Origin of the sequence: Bradyrhizobium sp. 164, from assembly GCF_023073715.1 — a bacterium.
Taxonomy (GTDB): Bacteria; Pseudomonadota; Alphaproteobacteria; order Rhizobiales; family Xanthobacteraceae; genus Bradyrhizobium.
On record NZ_JADPKA010000105.1, the window covers coordinates 1 to 17,232 of the forward strand.

The window sequence follows — 17,232 nt, forward strand, 5'->3', positions numbered from 1 at the left end:
CAACTTCAAGATGAGCCCCTTACATCGCGCAAGTCAAATGACGAATGAGGCAAATGCTGCGACCTTGGTGGGGTGCTTGTCGGCGATGAATTTCGCGGTTGTCCCAGCGGGAGTGATGCCGTGGCGTGCAGGACAATCAGGTACTGTTCTTCGGGGCCGCTACGGGTCTTGGTTGTGTGCAAACGGATAGGTCGGCACGCGGCCGTGGTCGCCCATCATTGCGGGCGGCCGATGTTGTCCCGTCGGATCGTCCAATAGCGGCCAAAGTGGGTATCACGACGCGGTATTGCGCTTTTGGACGCACTTTCCGGCCTTCAGGAGGCGCGGCTGGCGAGCGTCGAGGTCGCGTAGCTGCCGGCTTCCTCCAGGCTCTTGAGCCCGCACCCACGCGCAAGCGCTGACCGTCGGTGTAGACGCCAGAGTTGTCGATGATCGCATCCATGCGGCCGATCGCATTGATCTGCTCCGCCGATGGTTGTGGTCTCGGTGGCGCTACGGAGTTCGCCGACGACGATCCCCGCAGTCCGCGACGCGGGATCGCCCTACGGTCGCGGCGGGATCGATTGATCGAGGGTGCAGCTAGCTAGACGTCACCGGCCGGATCACATCGAAGTCGTCACGAGAGAAGGTGCCATCCTCTCGCTTTGACTTGTCGATGACGGAATATGTGGCCGGTCACTCTTCAGACGGCCCATCATGGATCGACCTCGCCGAGACTCGCGTCAAACACAACGGAATCACCGTTCGAGGTCTTGCTCAACCGAGTTCTACAACAAAACCCGCCGAGAGCCGACAGGCTCACGACAGCTGGACGGGATCGATAACGTCAGCCAATTCCTGCGATGCGACGGATTGCGAAGTGCCCTACCCTTCCCCGGCCTCTCTCAGCGGCCGACAAACTGTAGCTTGCCACCGCAGCTACTCACGCGGCCGTCGGCTCCCTGCCGAAAGCTGAAGAGTACGCAATGCCCGGCTAGAACCAGTCGCAGTACTGATACGGTTCCCAGTCGACAACTCACTCCCTTTGCGACCAAAGCTCATGAGTGAGCCAAACTACCATCGGCGCGAGCCTCGCGAGGCGATGGTCTTCTCGGAGGGGCATGCATTGAGGACGGATTACCGCACGCCGTAGCGCGCGAACTCGTCGGCGATATCGCCCCGGACAGCTTTCGCGGCCGCAACGTCGGCTTCTCCTGAAGCGGTCTCGCCGCGGCGGATCTTCGCCCGGCCCCGGCCGTACAGCGCGGCGGCGAGCGTGGGGTCGATGCGCAATGCGGCGTCGTAGTCGGCTATGGCCGCATCGATTCGTCCAGCCTTGAGGTGGGCGAGCGCGCGGGAATCGTAGGTCGCGGCCGTATGCGCGCCCGACCTGATCGCCTTGTCGCAGGCTTCCACCGCGCCCTGCGGGTCGCCCGTGCTCGCCCGGGTCCAGCAAAGGCCGCTCCAAGCCCCCTCCATGTCGGCATTCAGGCGAGTCGCCGCGGCATAGTCTCTTTCGGCGCGTACGAGATCGCCCTTCTTTAGCCAGGCCTCGGCGCGGTTGACGAAGGCACCGGGGTAGGTCGGCTGGAGGGCGATGGCCCGGTCGAAATCCTCCATCGCCGCGTCGTAGTCGCCCGTCCTCAGTCTTGCCGCGCCGCGGTTGTTGATAGGCTTGGCGAAGGTCGGATCGATGCGGATGGCCGCGTCGAAGTCGGCGATGGCGCGGTCGTAGTCGGCCTTGGCCGCGTAGCCGATGCCGCGGTTGTTGTGGGCGACGGCCATGGCCTGCGGCCCGCCACGGCCGGCCGCGATGAAGGCCGAGCAGGCCTCGATCCTCCGGTCCGGCGACGAGGTGGCGTTGCACAGCTCGACGTTCCGGAATTGACTCTCCGGCTTCTGCGCCGACGCGGGGACGGCCAGCAGCAGGATCATAACTGGCGCCGTCCGGACGACCTTCAGCATCCCCGACAGACGCCGAGAGCGCGGTCGACCCTGCCCTGCCGGGGAGGCGCAACGGCCGGACCGGCCTTCCGCTTCATGACGGCGTCCTTACCGTCCTCGATCAAAGTGGCGAACTTGACCGTGCCGTCCTCGGAGAGCTCGATATTGGGCGTGGTGCCCCGGATCCCCAACGTCGCCACCGGGGTGTCCACCTTCATGCTGCCGGTCTTGGCGACGCTGCCAGCGACGAAGGTGAAGGTGCCTCTGGTCAAGCTGATCAGGGTCGAATTGTGGTTGCCGTCCGGATCGTAGACGAACTCGTTCATTTCCATGCTGGCGTTGCTCGACAGACTGAAGGAGCTGCCGTCGGCGAAATTGATACCGAGGCCGCCGTCGGCGCCGGTCCTGACGACGTCGCCTCGATAGACTGGATCGCCGAGCTTCGCTCCGGCCCTGTCGTCGGACAGTCTCGCCTGCACGACCGCGGCATCGATATGCTCGATCGTTGCCTTGCCGGCGACGGTCACGACCTTGCCGATCGGCTTGACCTCCTGCGCCCAAATCCGCGCAGGCGGACACGCTACCGCCACGAGCAAAAGGCCGAGGAGTCCTGCAACCGTCCTTTGTCCGCGCATGCGTCCGCTCCCGTCCGTGAAGAGCCCGCTTTCACCCCTGCGGAATAATGGCAGAGCCGCGCCCGGCGCACCACATCGCACGTTGCGACTATCGTTTTCAGTCGTGGGGGACGGCGGTCCTGACCGCTCCGGACCAACAAAAGAGCGCATTTACGCACACCGAGTCAACAATTTGTGAAGGGGCCTCGGGACGACAAAGCGTAGGCTGGCGTCGAACCGGAAACCTCGGCGAGTGGCGACTTACACTCGGTCGATCGGTCCGGCCGCGTCGGCGGAAGCGGCAGCATGCGAGGCGTTCAGGATGTCGCTCGCACGTGTCTTCAGCGGTCTTTGGCCGGCGCCGGACCAACGCAGTCCGGCGTCCGTCCGCGGCCAGCGTGCAAGGGAGTCGGCGGTCGTCGCGGGACTCGGATGGGCCGGAGGGCTGTCCTTCCTGACGTTGATCCTGTCGGCGATGAAGGAGGCGTGGGCCGCCGATCCCGATCTCGCCTTGTTCGACGACGCCTCCATCACTTACAAGGGGTTCGAGCATGGCACGTTCGAACTCGTCACGAAGGAGGCGGTGCCGCGGCATATCATCGTGGACGATCCCGGGCAGACGGTCATCCTCAGCAGGACCGGATCTTCCGTCGGCTTCGCGCAGGTCGCCAACAACGCTTCGCGAATGGAGGACCTGCAGAACCAGCAGCAGGACGTGCTCGCCAATTACTCGAAAGACCATGGCCCGGGCGGATCCGGCACGCCTCCGGGCGAAGCGGTCGATCAGTCGCCGCACCCGATCGACTTCCAGCCGCCGAACGGGCCCATTCCACAACATGCCCTTCCCGGGCTGGTGGTGCCGGCCAGTTTCGCGCCGGATGCGCCCTTGATCCATTCGCCACCCACGCTGACACTCGGGTCGGGCCCCGTCGAGGTCGACACGGTCGCGTTCGACGAGTTCTCGGCGAGCAGCGGCAGCTTCTCGGCCGCGAGCTTCGGCTCCGGCGCGACGCCGATCTTTGGCATCGCGGGCGGCGCGGTCGGCCCCTCCACGTTCGCGGGCGCAAGCTACGACGTCGAGAAGGCAGGCTCCTTCGGAATCCTGTACTTGAACAGCGCGACCGGCGCCTACGCCTACGTGCCGAACAACGACGCCATCAACGCGCTGAAGGCGCCGAGCACTGACAGCTTCACGATCATGGCGTCTGACGGCTTCGCCTCAGCGAGCCAGACCTTCACGGTCGAGATCGCCGGCACCGACGACGCGGCGGCGATAAGCGGCGAGACGGATGGATCCGTCGCGGCGGGTGCCATGACCGCCGCCGCAATCGTGGCGGCGTCCATGGCACCCGACGTCCCGACCGCGACCGGCACGCTCACCGATACCGACGTCGACGATCCGGCCAACACGTTCACGGCGGTGAACTCTCCGCATACCAGCGACAAAGGTTACGGTAGCTACACGATAACGGCCGACGGGCACTGGACGTACGCGCTGGATCCCGCCAACGCCGCGGTGCTGGCGCTTGCGGCATGCCAGAACCTGACCGACACGTTCACGGTGACCACCATCGGCGGCACGCCGCAGGTCATGACGATGACCATCCGGGGCGCCGACGATCCGGCCGTCATTTCCGGGGACACCCATGGTCGCGTGGTTGAAGCGGGCGGGGTCCACAATTCGGCGCAGGGCGTCCCGACCGCGTGCGGCCTTCTGACCGCCACCGACGTCGACGGTCCGTCGAACGCGTTCGACCCCGTCAAATGTCCGGAGCCGAGCGACCACGGCTACGGCAGCTTCACCATGACCGCGGACGGGCACTGGACCTTCGCGCTCGACAACGGCAATTGCGCGGTGCAGGCGCTTAACGCAGGTCAGGCGCTGACGGATGATTTCACCGTGAGGGCAGCGGACGGTACGGCACAGACGGTGACCGTCACGATCGAGGGCAGCAACGACGCCGCGGTCGTCTGCGGCGATACTTGCGGACGCGTGACCGAGCCGAGCAATTCCTGCGACCCTCCGCCACGCGCCAGCGGCACCTTGTCCGACAGGGACGTCGACAATCCCGACGACACCTTCACAGCGACAACATGTCCGCAGGCCAGCGACAACGGCTACGGCAGCTTCACGATGACCACCTGCGGCACGTGGACCTATGTGCTCGCGCTCGACAACCCCGCCGTCCAGGCCCTGAGGCCTTGCGACGCGCTGACCGACACTTTCACCGTGACCACGATCGACGGCACGCCCCAAGTCGTGACCGTGGTCATCCAAAGCGTCGGGGACCAAGGCTTACGCGAGCAGGCCGAGTCCGCGTTCCATTTCGAGGCGGGTGCGGAACAGCAGCATGCGAGCCTGACGGCGCCGGTGGTCGTTTCCTCGGCCCCTGTCGCCGCGCTCGATCCGGAGGACGATTCCGCCGCGACCGCATGGCCCCATCCGGCCGATGCAGCGGCGGATGCTTGGCGTTTCGGCGAGCAGGAGGTTGCTGGCCAGGGCCTACACCTGCCCTTCCAACAAGATCTGATCGTCTGAGGCTCGCCGATGCCTTCGTTGCCTCCGGGCGGCTTTGCGGATGAAGAGGTGCGCAGCAAATCAACTCCACGACGCGCCTAATTGAATACTGTATGATTTAGCTTGCCGCCGGTATCGTATACCGAGGTCGGCCGGATGCATGCGCTTTGATATGGGCCCCGCGCCACGACCTGTGGGCGTCGTTGGCATACGAATGCCGCCCCACTAAGCAGGTTGGCGACCTCCATGCCGGTGCCCGCTGCGCGGAAACCGGCATGCAAAACCCGAGGCAGCTTGAACGGTTGATGACGTGCGGAAGATGCTATGACAAGGCAAGCAGACGACGACGCGAATTCCTGAAGATCTGTGGCAAGTTTGCCGCCGTGACACCTCCGGCCATAGCGCTCCTGCTGTCGACGTCCTCACGTCCAATCGCAAGGTCTGGCGCCGCGCCGGCCGGCCCTCATCGCAACAACGGCTATGGTAATGGCGGCGCCGACGGCAGCCCAAAGGCGAAGAGGATGCAAAGAGGATAAAGACCGCTGATTGCCTGTGGGGGCGAAACCGGCCTGGAAGGCTTTACCTGCCAAGTTTTCCGGATGCCTTACCCAAGGCACATCCCTGTCGGCCCGAGCTGTTATCATAGCCCCCGGAGCTGGGGCCATTTCTGTTGGACAGCCGGCGCCCTGACATACAACCGCTGGCGTAGCTATCTCTTGCGCATGCCCACAGTTTTTGAGTTCTGGGTAACGGGCCAAAGCCGTGCCGGCTGGACCTGATGGGTCCACGAAGTGAAGCACGACGGCCGTCGGATGCTAGTCATCCGGGCGAGCGATCGGGCCGCGTCCTACCCCGGAACGGCGCCGACTGGACTAAGCGCTACTCTCGCGACCTGGGGAATGACCCTCGTGATCCAGCGCGCCGAGCACCGCGACACGCAGTCCATTCATGCGAAGCTCGACGAACTGCTGAAGGTTCATGGCGATGCCAAGAACTCCCTAATGACTGTAGACAATAAGGACGCTGAGGAAGTCGAGCGGCAGCGAGCACAGGTCCGTGCCTCGTGAGCCTTGGCGGTCTGACTGGCTCGATCACGTTGGATGCTCCTCCCTCGCGGTTCCAGAATTAACCCGCCACCGCGACATCAAGTTTAATTTCAGGCTTTCATTGCAGCGAAGCTAAGGAGCGATAGCTTCTAACGGCCGGACATTGCCGTTAGTCCCGTCCCCAGTGGCGAAGCCGTCGCGCCATCATATTCGACACATTCGACGCGGCGGCTTCGTTTGATTGCAGGCCATTCTATTGAAACAGCACTCAGACGACGGAAAACTTGATCTTATCGAGATGCGTCGGCAACTCACGGCCCTGCGCTCGCAACACTCGGGCAACCTTACGATAGCGTCGCTACTGAACCGCTTCCTCGTGAAGATTGCATTCCTCTCGGAACCTACAGACCCGAAGCACGAACAGTATCTTCGATCTGAGTTTGCACAGACGCTGAAGAAGGTGGAGACGATCATCTCGCGCAGGCCAGCAGCGAAGCGACCGCCGGCCACTAAGCCATCCAAGTAAGGCTAACGATTTGTATCTCGTTGCGCTTGCCAGCGGCCGCGCAGACGCTAGATGCGGTCGCGAAGCGTCCTTGTTCGCGTCCTGGCGCCTTCGCGGCGTAACCGTCCGGTGAGGGCCGCGGGATGATCGCGCGGTGCGGTGGCCCTATCAGGCCGCAGACTGAACAGGGCTGTTCTTCCATTCCCAAGGCAGCAGCTCATTGAGCCGACCTTGCGGGTGCTGGCGATGCGGGCCAAGACGTCCGCCAGCCGGACTTGCGGATCGATGTCGTTGAGCTTTGCCGTCATGATCGGCGTCGCCATGATGGCGACGCGGTCAGCGCCGCGTTCTGAGCCGGCGAACAGCCAGGACTTGCAGCCGAGAGCAAAGCCGCGCAACGCGCGCTTCGCCGCATTGTTTGTCAGGCAGATCCGCCCTTCATTGACGAAGCGAGTGAACCGATCCCGGCGGCGCGGCATGTAGTCGACTGGCTTCGTGACCGATGAGGAGTTCGATAGCCGAGCACGCTGCTCGCGCAGCCACGCTTCCAGCACCGCCAGCAGCGGGCAGCCAAGCGCCATCATCAGAATGAGCGCGCCAAGTCCATTCTCCGGAGCATCGACCAGCACCTCACGACGGACCTGGCGCTGGCCGAGACGTGGCAGCTTCTCAAAGCGCAGTTTAGCAGCGAGCGGGCGGAAGTGTTCTGGGACCGGCCTGCGCGACAGCGGAGTTCGTATGCATCGTCGGCGCTGAGATGCGGCTTCCTAGATAGAGGCAAGGTTCGCTGACGAGAGCTTTTCCTTCGTCGACCGGACCAGTTTTGCGCTCGTGGAGCGCTTGGGGATCACCCTAGTAGCAACGTTCAACCCGAACTTCGAAGTCTACCGGCCCCGCCGCGGTCGCAAGCGGCCCTTCCAGATCGTTACCGAAGGGCATAGCGAAGTCTTCATTGCGCTCGGACAAGCTTTTCTTTGAACGCCGGCCGGTTCACTTGAGCCAAGACGGCGAGCGCCAGACGGTCTGCCCCTACATCCTGGGCCCCGCCGCTGGCGAGGAGCGCGCATTCACGCTCCTGTAGAGGCAAGTTCGAGCACAAAGCGTTCGGCCCAAGCCACGTGGATCTACCCTTAGGTTGTTGATGATCGAGCAGGTTCGTCTCGCGGACAGCCCTGGATCGAGCAAGACTATCCGGGACCGGTGCAAAGATGTGCAGGTGCACTTGGAGGCGACGGGACTAGCACAGCTCAAGGGACAGCTCGGTTGAGGGTCTGAACGGAGACGTCGGCTCATCCCGTCTCAAAGAGCAGCTCTAAAGAAGATTATCTGATTTCACGCCCAGCCGAAAGACCGCATATTAGCCGGAGCGCGGCACTAACAATTCGGCCCTGTGCGATCTTGCCGGTGGTGAAGGCATGGTCAGCAACCATGGCACCTCGCCCTTGGCTCCACCGGCTCCGCTGCCGTCGGGACCGCGTTGTTCGTCGGCTTCACAGCTACTATGGCAGAGTCTGACTTCTCGCGACCGTGCATCATCGGCTACGGCTCCTCGCTTTCCCGATGCGGACCGACGGCTGTTGCCGAGCGGTCGATCGCGAGATCTCCCGGTTCTCGTGCAAGGAGCGTCTGCACATGCCAGGGTCTCTGACCACGCCGGGTCGTCCTGGCGCTCGCGATGACGCGCCTGGATGTGTTGCCTTCCGCTATTTGCACGGCGTCGGCACCCGGAATAGGACTCTTTCGCGGCTCGATGGCTGGCCTATGCGCCCCCCTTGTCAACGCTTCGCCGAAACCCTCGCGGGCAACTGCGCATGACTCGGGGCCGATGTGGATCGCTACTCCTTCATCGTAAGAGACTTGCACTCTCTACTCCTTGCCGGTCTCCCGGCGCTTCGCAAATCTGGTCCGCCATGCCTCACTGAGCGGACCTCGATGAGGTGCGATGGGCCACAAGCTGCCTCGTGCACCGACAGCAACAACTCCCCTGATCGATCACCTCGTCGGCGCGGGCGAGCAGCATCGGCGAGACAGTGAAGCCCAGCGCCTTCGCGGCCTTCAGATGACCAACTCGAATTTGGTCGGCTGCGTAACCGGCCAGTCGGCGGCCTTGGCGCCCTGAAGAATTTTGCCGGTATAAAGTCCAACCTGCCGGTACGCGTCGGCCAAGCTGATCCCGTAGCTCATCAGGCCGCCGGCCACGGCAAACTCTCGGAACTCGTAGATTGCGGGAACGGCGCAGCGCGCTGCCAGTGTGACAATCTGCTGGCGGTGAGCGTTGAAGAACGGATCGGCCGCGACAAGAATAGCGTCGGCATGGTGCTCGGCCAGCATCGCGAAGGCCCTGTCAAGTTCCGGCTCATTGTGTGCCCTTAGAACGTGAATCTTCCGCGCGAGGGTTTGCGCAGCCGTCTTCGCCTCCGTCAACTGGCTGTCGGCGCCGGGGGTGCCCGGATTGACCAGCATGGCGATGGTCGCGGCGTTTGGCACCAGTTCGTGCAGCAGGTCCAGCCGCTTGGCTTCCAAAGAGTTGTCATCACATAAACGCCGGCGGCGTTTCCGCCGGGTCGGTTTAGCCTGACAACGAGGCCCAGCTCGACAGGATCAGTGGCTGAGGAAAACACGGTCGGAATTGTGGTGGTCGCAGCCTTTGCGGCTAGCGCCGAGGCGCCACCGCCGGTCGCTACAATCACCGCAACCTGCCGCCGGACCAGATCGGCAGCCAGCGCGGGCAAGGATCATTGTGATTCTCGGCCCAGCGATATTCGATCACGAGGTTGTGGCCTTCGATAAAGCCGGCTTCCTTCAGACCCTCGCGGAACGCGGCTACGGGGTGGGCGATCGCAGCACGCGACAAGTTGTTGAGGAATCCAATGACCGGTGTGGCCGGCTGCTGCGCGCGTATCGAGAGCGGCGCGACAACGATGGCCGCTCCTATCAAACTTATAAAACACCGGCGCCCAATCATGATCGCTCCGATCGTGTCATTTTCCGATTTCGGCAGCGCGCGGCTTGCCATCATAGCCGCTGAGATGATGGTATCGAAAGGTTGGTGATGTCTGGTCCAGGTCAAAAGCGTTGATCAAGAGCGGGTGAGCAATTTCCGGTCCACGTTCAGGAGCTAACTATCTCGCCGCTAACGTGCGGTTCGGCTAGGGCCAAAGACGGAAGCTCGGCCTGATGCGCGGGGCCGAGGCTCCTTGCTCAATAGAGCACCGAGGGCAGATAAAAGCCCTTAGGCTCGTTGTAGAGGCCGGTCGTCATTAGGGTCATCTGGTGCACTAGTCGGAGGCCATTTTGCAGACACCAGCGGAATAGTTCGCTATTTCGGGTCGGCACCAAAAAGCCGCCGCCGGGAAAGCCCGGAGCAGATCCGATCAGAGCCTTCAGACCTTCGTTGCTCTCGGCGACGGCATGGGCGAAGAACCCGACATCCGTCGCGTAGGCAGTGATCTGGCCGAGATGCACGACGACCCGCGCCGTTCCCGCATTAATCGCGTCATCGAGTTCGCCGCCACGATCATGACCGTGAACCCGATGACATAACAAGTTGCAGGCCACGAGATCGGTCGCGCCGGCCGGACGCACGTCGTACCCCGGCAAGCTGACGCCCAGCGGCGCCCCGTTCATTTTCGAGATCGTCTCGCGGGTGTCAAAGCCGAGCTTGGCGTACAAACACAAAGAACGATTGTGAAATGCGGATTGCAGCAGCCTCACCCCGGCCGCATGCCGATCGCGCGCGCGGTCGCGTGCAGCCTGCATCAATTGGCGCCCAATCGTCGCGTTCTGTGAGGCCGGATCAACTGTGATCGGCCCGAGTCCGGCAATCGGTCCGCGTTCATCGAGAAAGTTGCTGCCGACAACCCTTCCGTCCTTTTCGGCGACAAGCGAGTAGAACCCCGGGTTGGACAGCAGCATCATCAGGACCTGCGTGGCCACCTCCACCGACGGAAAATCCCACGGGAAATTGTGCTCGTCGTCAATCGCCCTGAACGCTTCGAAGCAGATTTTGCCGCAAACGGTGGCATCCGACGGCGCGCCTGGTCGCAGCACGATGCTCATTCGTCCCTCCCCTGCGAATTGCTCTGACGCCTTATCCGAGCCAACAGTTCCGGGGATTTCAAGCTGCAGCTTATTGCTCTCAGCGTAGATTATCCAGAGCTTCGCTGCCTATGCGCCTCGGTCTTCTTCAGAGTACCCAAGAAGGAGTTCCTCCGAATTGTGGTCTACTGTCCGGGTCGGGTCAAAGGCAGCCCTCGGCAGCTTGCAAGACCCTTGGTCGGCTCACCTCCCGGAAGCGGCCGTCGCGGGGTCGCAGCTGCGGGGCTACTTTCTAGCTCGGCATCGAAGTGGATGATGCTTTGGCGATAGCAGAACGGTTGATATCTCAGGGTCAATCGCACCGAAGCGGACTGCCCCGCGTCAGGTCCGTTTAGTTTCCTTGGATGCGATGGCGGGCGTGCTGGATGGGCGTCAATCGTGTGCACGCCGAATAGCAGAGCGCGTCTGGTTTGGTCCAATTTGGAACAAAGGAGATTGGTCCAGGTAATGGTTCCATGGTGATGCGTACAGCGGGCCAAGCAATGGTCACAAAGATTCAGCGAATGCTCAAACGTTTGCCGACGTATGTAGCCGACATCAAGGAAAATCCCCGATGGCTGCCGATGTTTGCACTGGGGCGCGTGATGCTGTTCCGCAACCTCGCATGGAAGTTTACCGCTCCGCCGGAACACATCGATCTCACGAACACGCTTTTCCCGGAACTTAGCGCCGAGCATGTGACGGAGCAGTTGCGGCGAGACGGGCTATTTCAGGGCGTCAGCCTTCCGGCAAACATTACGTCGCAGATCTCTTCCTTTGCCCGACGCACGCCCTGTTTCGGCAATTTCGACCGCAAAATTGAGCTGGTCGCCGAGGAACATCGCCCGATCGAGCTTGCGACCGGGAAGGCCATTGTCACAGGTCACTTCTTCGAACGCGTGCTGGATTGCGAAGCGGCCTGCCGCGTCCAGCAGGATCCGCTATTGTTGCAGATCGCCCAGAACTATCTGGGAGGCGAGGCGCGCGTCACCGCGACGCGGCTCTGGTGGAGCTTTCCGAGCAAGAACGCGAAAGACTACGACCTCCATCTAGCCTCACAGGACCGGTTTCATTTTGATCTCGATGATTGGAGGATGATCAAGTCCTTCTTCTACATCGAAGCGGTAGACGAAAATTCGGGCCCGCATGTCTATGTCGTGGGCAGCCACAGGCAGCGCCTTCTGCGACACCAGTTCACCCTTATGGTCGGCCACCCCTCCGAGGAAATCGAGCGGACCTATGGTCGCGAAGCAATCGTGAAACTGACGGGGCCTGAAGGCTTCGGCTTTGTCGAGGATCCCTTCGGATTCCATATGGGTTCGCTGGCCAAACGCGCGCCGCGCCTCATCTTGGAAATCAGCTTCGGCGTCAGCGAAAAGCTGCACCGCCGTTTCTATGGTGAGCCAGTGATTCATTAGCTCCCAGTTGGCGGTTACGATGTGCGCCGACCCGGCGACGGCGATTAAGCAATTCCTTCGGCTACGGACGACCGAGTTTCACCGCGCGGGCAACGCGCAGTGGGGTGCCCCAGCTCGATCATAGACCGAGAGGGGCCGCCCCCAGAGGTTGGACCTTCAAGCCTTGAAGAAGGTCGCAAGATAGAACACGGCAGCCAAGACGATGGTGATACCGATGACTGTAAAGGCGGCCTGTCTGGTTGAAACGTCGCGCATATCAACGCCTCCTTCAGTTGGACACGCCTAGCACCGTCAAGGACCGCTTGTTGTTGCCCGGCGTTTGAAACTCGATGGCTTGGCCAACCGACAGGCCGATCAACGCAGCTCCAACCGGCGTGAGAACCGAGACGCGCTTCAGCGTTATGTCCGCTTCGTGGGGATAAACCAATACCACGTCCCGGACTTCACGGTCTTGTCATCGCAGTACCGGACCTGCGAGCCCATGCGGACTACGCCGCGCAGATCGGAATTGTCCGCCACCACGCTTGCACGCTCTATCTCCTGTGCAAGGAAATGGGCCACGCGCGGGAAGAGCACCGCGCTCGAACTGGCCAGAGCGTTGAGACGCCTCGCCTCATCCTCTATCACAGCGATGGGCGGCAACACGATTTCAGGTTTGCCTTTGCGATTAGTCTTGCTCATTACCTTCTCTCCTTTCCTAAGCGGCCGATGGTCCCGGATCATTGTCATCAAAGAGCTTCTTGCCCTTGACCTCCGGATTGCTAAACAGAACCCTGACAACATCATTCGGATCACCTCGGCTGAAAGTTCGATCTTGACGACGTTGGTGCGCCCAGCGGTGAAGAAGGGAATTTCGCTTCCGACCTTCAGCCCGACCAACGCTGCACCCAACGGCGACATCACGGGGATTTGGGTTCGCTCGGACGTGTAGTCTTCGAAGTACACCAGTTGCCTTGTCTCGCGGGGGAAGCCCCAAGTGATCCAGAACGTCACCCACGAACCCATGGTAACGATGCTGTCCAATCTGGCTGCGCGATCAGGGACGACTTCCGCACGGTTGATCTCACGCAACAGAAAACGTGCGTCCACGTCGCCTTGATCCGCGCCCGCCTGCGCGAGCCGTTCCAAGCGGCGATGGTCAGACGCCGGAAGAGTCACGTTCGGGAAAAAGGGTTTGTTCACGACATGCCTCCTTGTTTGGGCTTCTCCTCGCGCAAGAGCCACACACCAAATCTGTTTGATGAAGGAAGGGGATAATCCGGAGGGCACCAACTACCGTCCGGCTAAGCTCCTGCTTGGAGCCGTCCGGCGTGCAGGCAACGCCGCGCATTGCGCGGATCGATGTCGAGGACGTGGATCATGTCGCGGCCACCATAGGACCTTCCGCTGTCCATGTAACGCGACTATAGAGCACACACGTCGGGAGAGAGTTGTAAGGATTAGTGATGTCCGTTTGGATCACATGCTGGAGTGAAGAGACTTCACGAATCCGCTCTCCACCTGAAAGCAGACGGTCGTTGGATGGTCGGGCGAGGCAGCTACGGATGACGCTCGGCGCATAATCTGCGCCACAGAGTAGTTCCGACCTACCCAAAAAATCACCCCAAATTGATGACGCTGTTCCGTTGTATGCTGCTCTGCACGCTCGGGAACGCCGCTTGTTAAAAATCATTGATTCGTTGTTTTTTGTCAGTGAGTGGAGTTGATCATGCGTCTTCTGTTTGCAAGAATCGCGATCGCGTCCTTATCTGCTTGCTTGCAGTCTCCGTATGCTTCAGCACAAAACTTCGACGATAGATGGTCTATTATTCCGAAGGCACATGCTGAACCTGCTCCTGAAGAGAAGGAGCAAAAACAAAGTCCTCCTGAGGATATTCAGGCAGGGCCACTATGGACGCGGACGCCAGACGATCTCCGGCCTTCCAAATCGTTCAATAAAGCCTTCACCGGAAAAGCGTCCTTCTATTCTTATACAAAGGGTAAAACAGCGAGCGGGTCGCTCTACAATCGCGATGAAATGACGGCGGCCCATCGAAGTCTTCCCTTCGGAACTCGGGTTCGCGTCACCGACATTGCGAGTAGCAGGTCGGTCATAGTTCGGATTGCAGACCGCGGACCGTGGATTCGCGACCGCGTGCTGGACCTCTCCCTTGGCGCTGCACGCGGCTTAGGAATTACTGATCGAGGTGTGGCACAAGTTCGAGTAGAGGTCCTTTAGGTAAGCGCCGCGCTCTATGTGGCAACAGTCGTGTGCGGCTGTCAGTGGGCGATTCGCCTCGGCAGCTGACGCGGGCAGAACGCTGTGCTGACAGGATAGGGCGCCTTTGCCGACAGCCACTTCGTGCTGAGGCGGAAGCACTGTGGCCGCTTCGTGCTGAAACGGCTGCAGTTGTTAACCGCGTTGGTTGCGTGAGCTTCGAACACGATCGCCTTAAAGCCGATCGTCATTGAAGGCGTGACGCTTCAGGATGTCGGCGAACGCCCACAGTCTTTCTTCGTCGAATGTCTCTTTTGGGGTCATTGGCGTCAATCAGGTTTGACCGTGACTACGGCCGGTTTACCCCAAAGAGCCGACGCAAAAACGGAGATGGGATGTCCGACGCTAGGGGCCACTTGGTAACATCACTGGCTTCCGAACTGAGGCTCCATCAATAGGATTACAACTGCCCGACCTGTTCGCGCAAATGGGTGAGGTTCCGGGTAAGCGCCGCCAGCTTGTGCTCGAAATCATCCTTGATCGGTCCGGCCGGGAGTCGGTCGCGAATTTTGTCGGCGCTCTTCACGGCTGCCTCGAGATGGCCGACGGCGGTCCACAGCCTCGCTTTCGTGAGTCTGTCCAGTTCCTCCGCAAGAGCGCGCTCACCGTCATGGATCTCGAACGGCAATAGCGGCCGACCAGCTTGCTTGAGATGAACGACCGTCCCCATGGCTATCTCCAGATCTATTTTTGGATTGCTGGCGTGATTGTTGAATATGCGGCGCTGAAAATGACTTGAAGTTGTGTGCACGTGATCCAGTAAATTTTTTGGAAAGGTTTAGGTGAAGTATTCGGGACCGCAATTGCGGATTGCATATTTTTTGCTTAGCCCGCCTAAGATTCGAGCTGTTTGGATGTCCCTGGAGTCTGCATCCAGCAACGACCGCATCGGGCCATCACCGATAAGCTCGGAAGGAGCATCTGATTTCTGCTTCGCTTCCGATTCTGTTGAAAAAGGCAGCTGTTGCGACGCAGAGATATCAGTGATTCAGTCTGTCTAATTGGCAGGACTGAAGATCATGATGGGGCATCGGCAAGTCGAACAGACCGCGTTGTTCTATGAGTTCTCGCTCGAAAGACATATCCCGACTGATCGCTTGCTGCGGTTGATTGACAGGTTTGTCGATCTTGAACAGGTCCGGCGGGACCTGGCGCCTTTCTACAGCAGCATCGGTCGGCCTTCGATCGATCCCGAGCTGATGATCCGGATGCTCTTGATCGGTTACTGCTTCGGCATTCGATCGGAGCGGCGCCTGTGCGATGAGGTTCACCTCAATCTGGCCTACCGGTGGTTCTGCCGGCTCGGTCTGGATGGGACGGTGCCGGATCACTCGACGTTTTCCAAGAACAGGCACGGCCGCTTCCGGCAGAGCGACCTCTTCCGTCGCGTGTTCGAGAGCGTGCTGCGCCGCTGCATCGAGGAACGACTGGTCGGCGGTGAGGGATTTGCAGTCGATGCGAGCCTAATCAAGGCCGATGCCAATCGGCAGAAGGGGATCGAAGGCGATAAGGGACTTCCGCCGGAGGCTGCCAGCCGAGCAATCGATGAGTATCTGGCTGTCCTTGATGATGCCGCTTTCGGAGCCGCGACCGAGGTTACTCCGAAGTTCGTATCGCCTTCCGATCCGGCGGCGCGCTGGACCGGCGCGCACGGCGGCCAAGCGTTTTTCGCCTATTCGACGAACTATCTGGTCGACATCGAGAACGCGATCATCGTCGATGTTGAGGCAACGACGGCAATCCGGCAGGCGGAGGTATTGGCCGCCAAGCGCATGATTGAGCGCTCGCTGGAGCGGTTTGATCTCTATCCGAGCCGGCTCCTCGGTGACAGCGGCTATGGCTCGGCCGAGATGCTCGCCTGGCTGGTCTATGAGCACGGGATCGAGCCGCACGTTACAGTGTTCGACAAATCGGCCCGCACAGACGGGATCTTCTCGCGCGACGACTTCACCTATGACCATGCTGGGGACATCTATCGTTGCCCTGGTGGCAAAACTCTTACCACGACCGGAACGTTGGTGAATGATGGTGCCACCATGCTTTACCTCGCCAGCAAGCGCGATTGTGATCGATGCGCATTGAAGCCCCGATGCTGCCCCAAGCAGGCTTCACGGAGGGTGCCCCGCTCGATCTACGAGGGCGCCCGCGACATGGCGCGCCAGATCGCGAGATCGTGGGAGGGAGGCACCTCGCGCCGGCTCCGCAAGAAAATCGAGATGTTGTTCGCGCACCTCAAGCGCATTCTCAAGCTCGACCGTTTGCGTTTACGAGGTCCAAACGGCGCGCGCGACGAGTTCATCCTCGCAGCCACCGCCCAAAACCTTCGAAAGATGGCCAAGCTGATCCCGATGCCCACCCCGACGCTCGCATAGGGTCAGTAAGAGCAGTTCCGGCCAAGTCGCGACGGAGCTATTACAACGAAATACTGCCGGCCTTTTTCAACGGAATCGGCCCGGAAGCGGAAGTCGGAATGTCTACTTGGTCAAGGAGTTCGGCAAGGGCAAGAAGGTTTCGTATCTCACGCCGGACTACACCTACGGTCACACCGTCACCAAGTCGATGCAGGACTTCCTTGCGACCGCCGGCTGGACCACCGTGACCAACCAGGTGGCGCCGCTCGGTGCGCCTGACTACTCCTCATATCTTCTGAACGTCGCGAATTCCGGCGCCGACGTGCTGATCAACGTCAACTGGGGCCACGACGCGGTGCTGTCGACCCAGCAGGCCAAGCAGTTCGGTGGGCGACGTCCACGCCGGGGTCGTTTCAGGCGTCAACTGTGTTTCGGCATGGAATAAGGACCCCGTTTTCGGGGTGATCGGCATCCAATCGGGACCCCGGGATAAGGGTCCACAGTGGCTTCCATCGAGTCATGG

The 17,232-nt window shown here is 61.1% G+C and carries 14 protein-coding genes and 2 pseudogenes; 7 read left to right on the forward strand and 9 right to left on the reverse strand.

Annotated features, from left to right (window positions below; all coding sequences use genetic code 11):
- Positions 1–1,116 precede the first annotated feature (1,116 nt).
- Together IVB01_RS32090 and IVB01_RS32095 are read right to left on the reverse strand one after the other, a co-directional pair.
- Complete coding sequence (locus IVB01_RS32090) at positions 1,117–1,914, reverse strand: tetratricopeptide repeat protein (RefSeq protein ID WP_247421112.1); 798 nt, start codon at positions 1,912–1,914, stop codon at positions 1,117–1,119.
- 23 nt (positions 1,915–1,937) lie between these two features.
- The gene (locus tag IVB01_RS32095; protein ID WP_247421109.1) at positions 1,938–2,558 is read right to left on the reverse strand and encodes a FecR domain-containing protein; all 621 of its coding nucleotides are present in this window, start codon (positions 2,556–2,558) and stop codon (positions 1,938–1,940) included.
- Between the two features lie 301 nt (positions 2,559–2,859).
- Between IVB01_RS32095 and IVB01_RS32100 the strand changes: the two genes are divergently transcribed.
- The 3 genes from IVB01_RS32100 (at position 2,860) to IVB01_RS32110 (ending at position 6,122) form a co-directional block, all read left to right on the forward strand.
- Positions 2,860–5,076: a VCBS domain-containing protein gene (locus IVB01_RS32100; RefSeq protein ID WP_247495176.1), complete on the forward strand. Its 2,217-nt coding sequence runs from the start codon at positions 2,860–2,862 to the stop codon at positions 5,074–5,076.
- A 284-nt stretch (positions 5,077–5,360) separates the two neighbouring features.
- Positions 5,361–5,591 carry a hypothetical protein gene (locus IVB01_RS32105; protein ID WP_247421114.1) on the forward strand — a complete coding sequence of 77 codons (231 nt, stop codon included), beginning with the start codon at positions 5,361–5,363 and terminating at the stop codon, positions 5,589–5,591.
- A gap of 276 nt (positions 5,592–5,867) precedes the next feature.
- Positions 5,868–6,122 (forward strand): low affinity iron permease family protein, encoded by a 255-nt coding sequence (locus IVB01_RS32110; RefSeq protein ID WP_256464882.1) that lies wholly within the window; start codon positions 5,868–5,870, stop codon positions 6,120–6,122.
- 652 nt (positions 6,123–6,774) lie between these two features.
- Here IVB01_RS32110 and IVB01_RS32115 read toward each other — a convergent pair.
- The 4 genes and pseudogenes from IVB01_RS32115 to IVB01_RS32130 form a co-directional block, all read right to left on the reverse strand.
- Positions 6,775–7,169: pseudogene (locus IVB01_RS32115) on the reverse strand (transposase); the annotation flags it as partial.
- A 1,492-nt stretch (positions 7,170–8,661) separates the two neighbouring features.
- Positions 8,662–9,129: an ABC transporter substrate-binding protein gene (locus tag IVB01_RS32120; protein WP_253075129.1), complete on the reverse strand. Its 468-nt coding sequence runs from the start codon at positions 9,127–9,129 to the stop codon at positions 8,662–8,664.
- 163 nt (positions 9,130–9,292) lie between these two features.
- The gene (locus tag IVB01_RS32125; RefSeq protein WP_247459381.1) at positions 9,293–9,625 is read right to left on the reverse strand and encodes a hypothetical protein; all 333 of its coding nucleotides are present in this window, start codon (positions 9,623–9,625) and stop codon (positions 9,293–9,295) included.
- A 182-nt stretch (positions 9,626–9,807) separates the two neighbouring features.
- Positions 9,808–10,665 carry a GNAT family N-acetyltransferase gene (locus IVB01_RS32130; RefSeq protein WP_247276066.1) on the reverse strand — a complete coding sequence of 286 codons (858 nt, stop codon included), beginning with the start codon at positions 10,663–10,665 and terminating at the stop codon, positions 9,808–9,810.
- Between the two features lie 542 nt (positions 10,666–11,207).
- On the opposite strand from IVB01_RS32130, the gene IVB01_RS32135 reads away from it, so the two are divergent.
- Entirely contained in the window at positions 11,208–12,101 is an 894-nt protein-coding gene (locus IVB01_RS32135; protein ID WP_247276067.1) for a hypothetical protein, read from the forward strand.
- Positions 12,102–12,369: 268 nt separating this feature from the next.
- Here the strand turns inward: IVB01_RS32135 and IVB01_RS35815 are convergent, their stop codons facing one another.
- Positions 12,370–12,534: a GreA/GreB family elongation factor gene (locus IVB01_RS35815; protein ID WP_346015528.1), complete on the reverse strand. Its 165-nt coding sequence runs from the start codon at positions 12,532–12,534 to the stop codon at positions 12,370–12,372.
- Complete coding sequence (locus IVB01_RS35820; RefSeq protein ID WP_346659353.1) at positions 12,501–13,283, reverse strand: GreA/GreB family elongation factor; 783 nt, start codon at positions 13,281–13,283, stop codon at positions 12,501–12,503. The genes IVB01_RS35815 and IVB01_RS35820 overlap by 34 nt, the downstream gene beginning before the upstream one ends.
- A 526-nt stretch (positions 13,284–13,809) precedes the next feature.
- Between IVB01_RS35820 and IVB01_RS32150 the strand changes: the two genes are divergently transcribed.
- A complete protein-coding gene (locus IVB01_RS32150; RefSeq protein ID WP_247276069.1) occupies positions 13,810–14,319 on the forward strand; it encodes a septal ring lytic transglycosylase RlpA family protein in 510 nt (169 codons plus the stop codon).
- Positions 14,320–14,758: 439 nt separating this feature from the next.
- Here IVB01_RS32150 and IVB01_RS32155 read toward each other — a convergent pair whose 3' ends face one another.
- Positions 14,759–15,109, reverse strand: a complete 351-nt coding sequence (locus IVB01_RS32155) for a hypothetical protein (RefSeq protein WP_247418714.1) — start codon at positions 15,107–15,109, stop codon at positions 14,759–14,761.
- Between the two features lie 268 nt (positions 15,110–15,377).
- On the opposite strand from IVB01_RS32155, the gene IVB01_RS32160 reads away from it, so the two are divergent.
- Positions 15,378–16,730, forward strand: coding sequence for a transposase (locus tag IVB01_RS32160; protein WP_247495177.1), 1,353 nt, complete (start codon positions 15,378–15,380; stop codon positions 16,728–16,730).
- A gap of 106 nt (positions 16,731–16,836) precedes the next feature.
- A pseudogene (locus IVB01_RS32165) lies at positions 16,837–17,097 on the forward strand (ABC transporter substrate-binding protein); the annotation flags it as partial.
- Positions 17,098–17,232 lie beyond the last annotated feature (135 nt).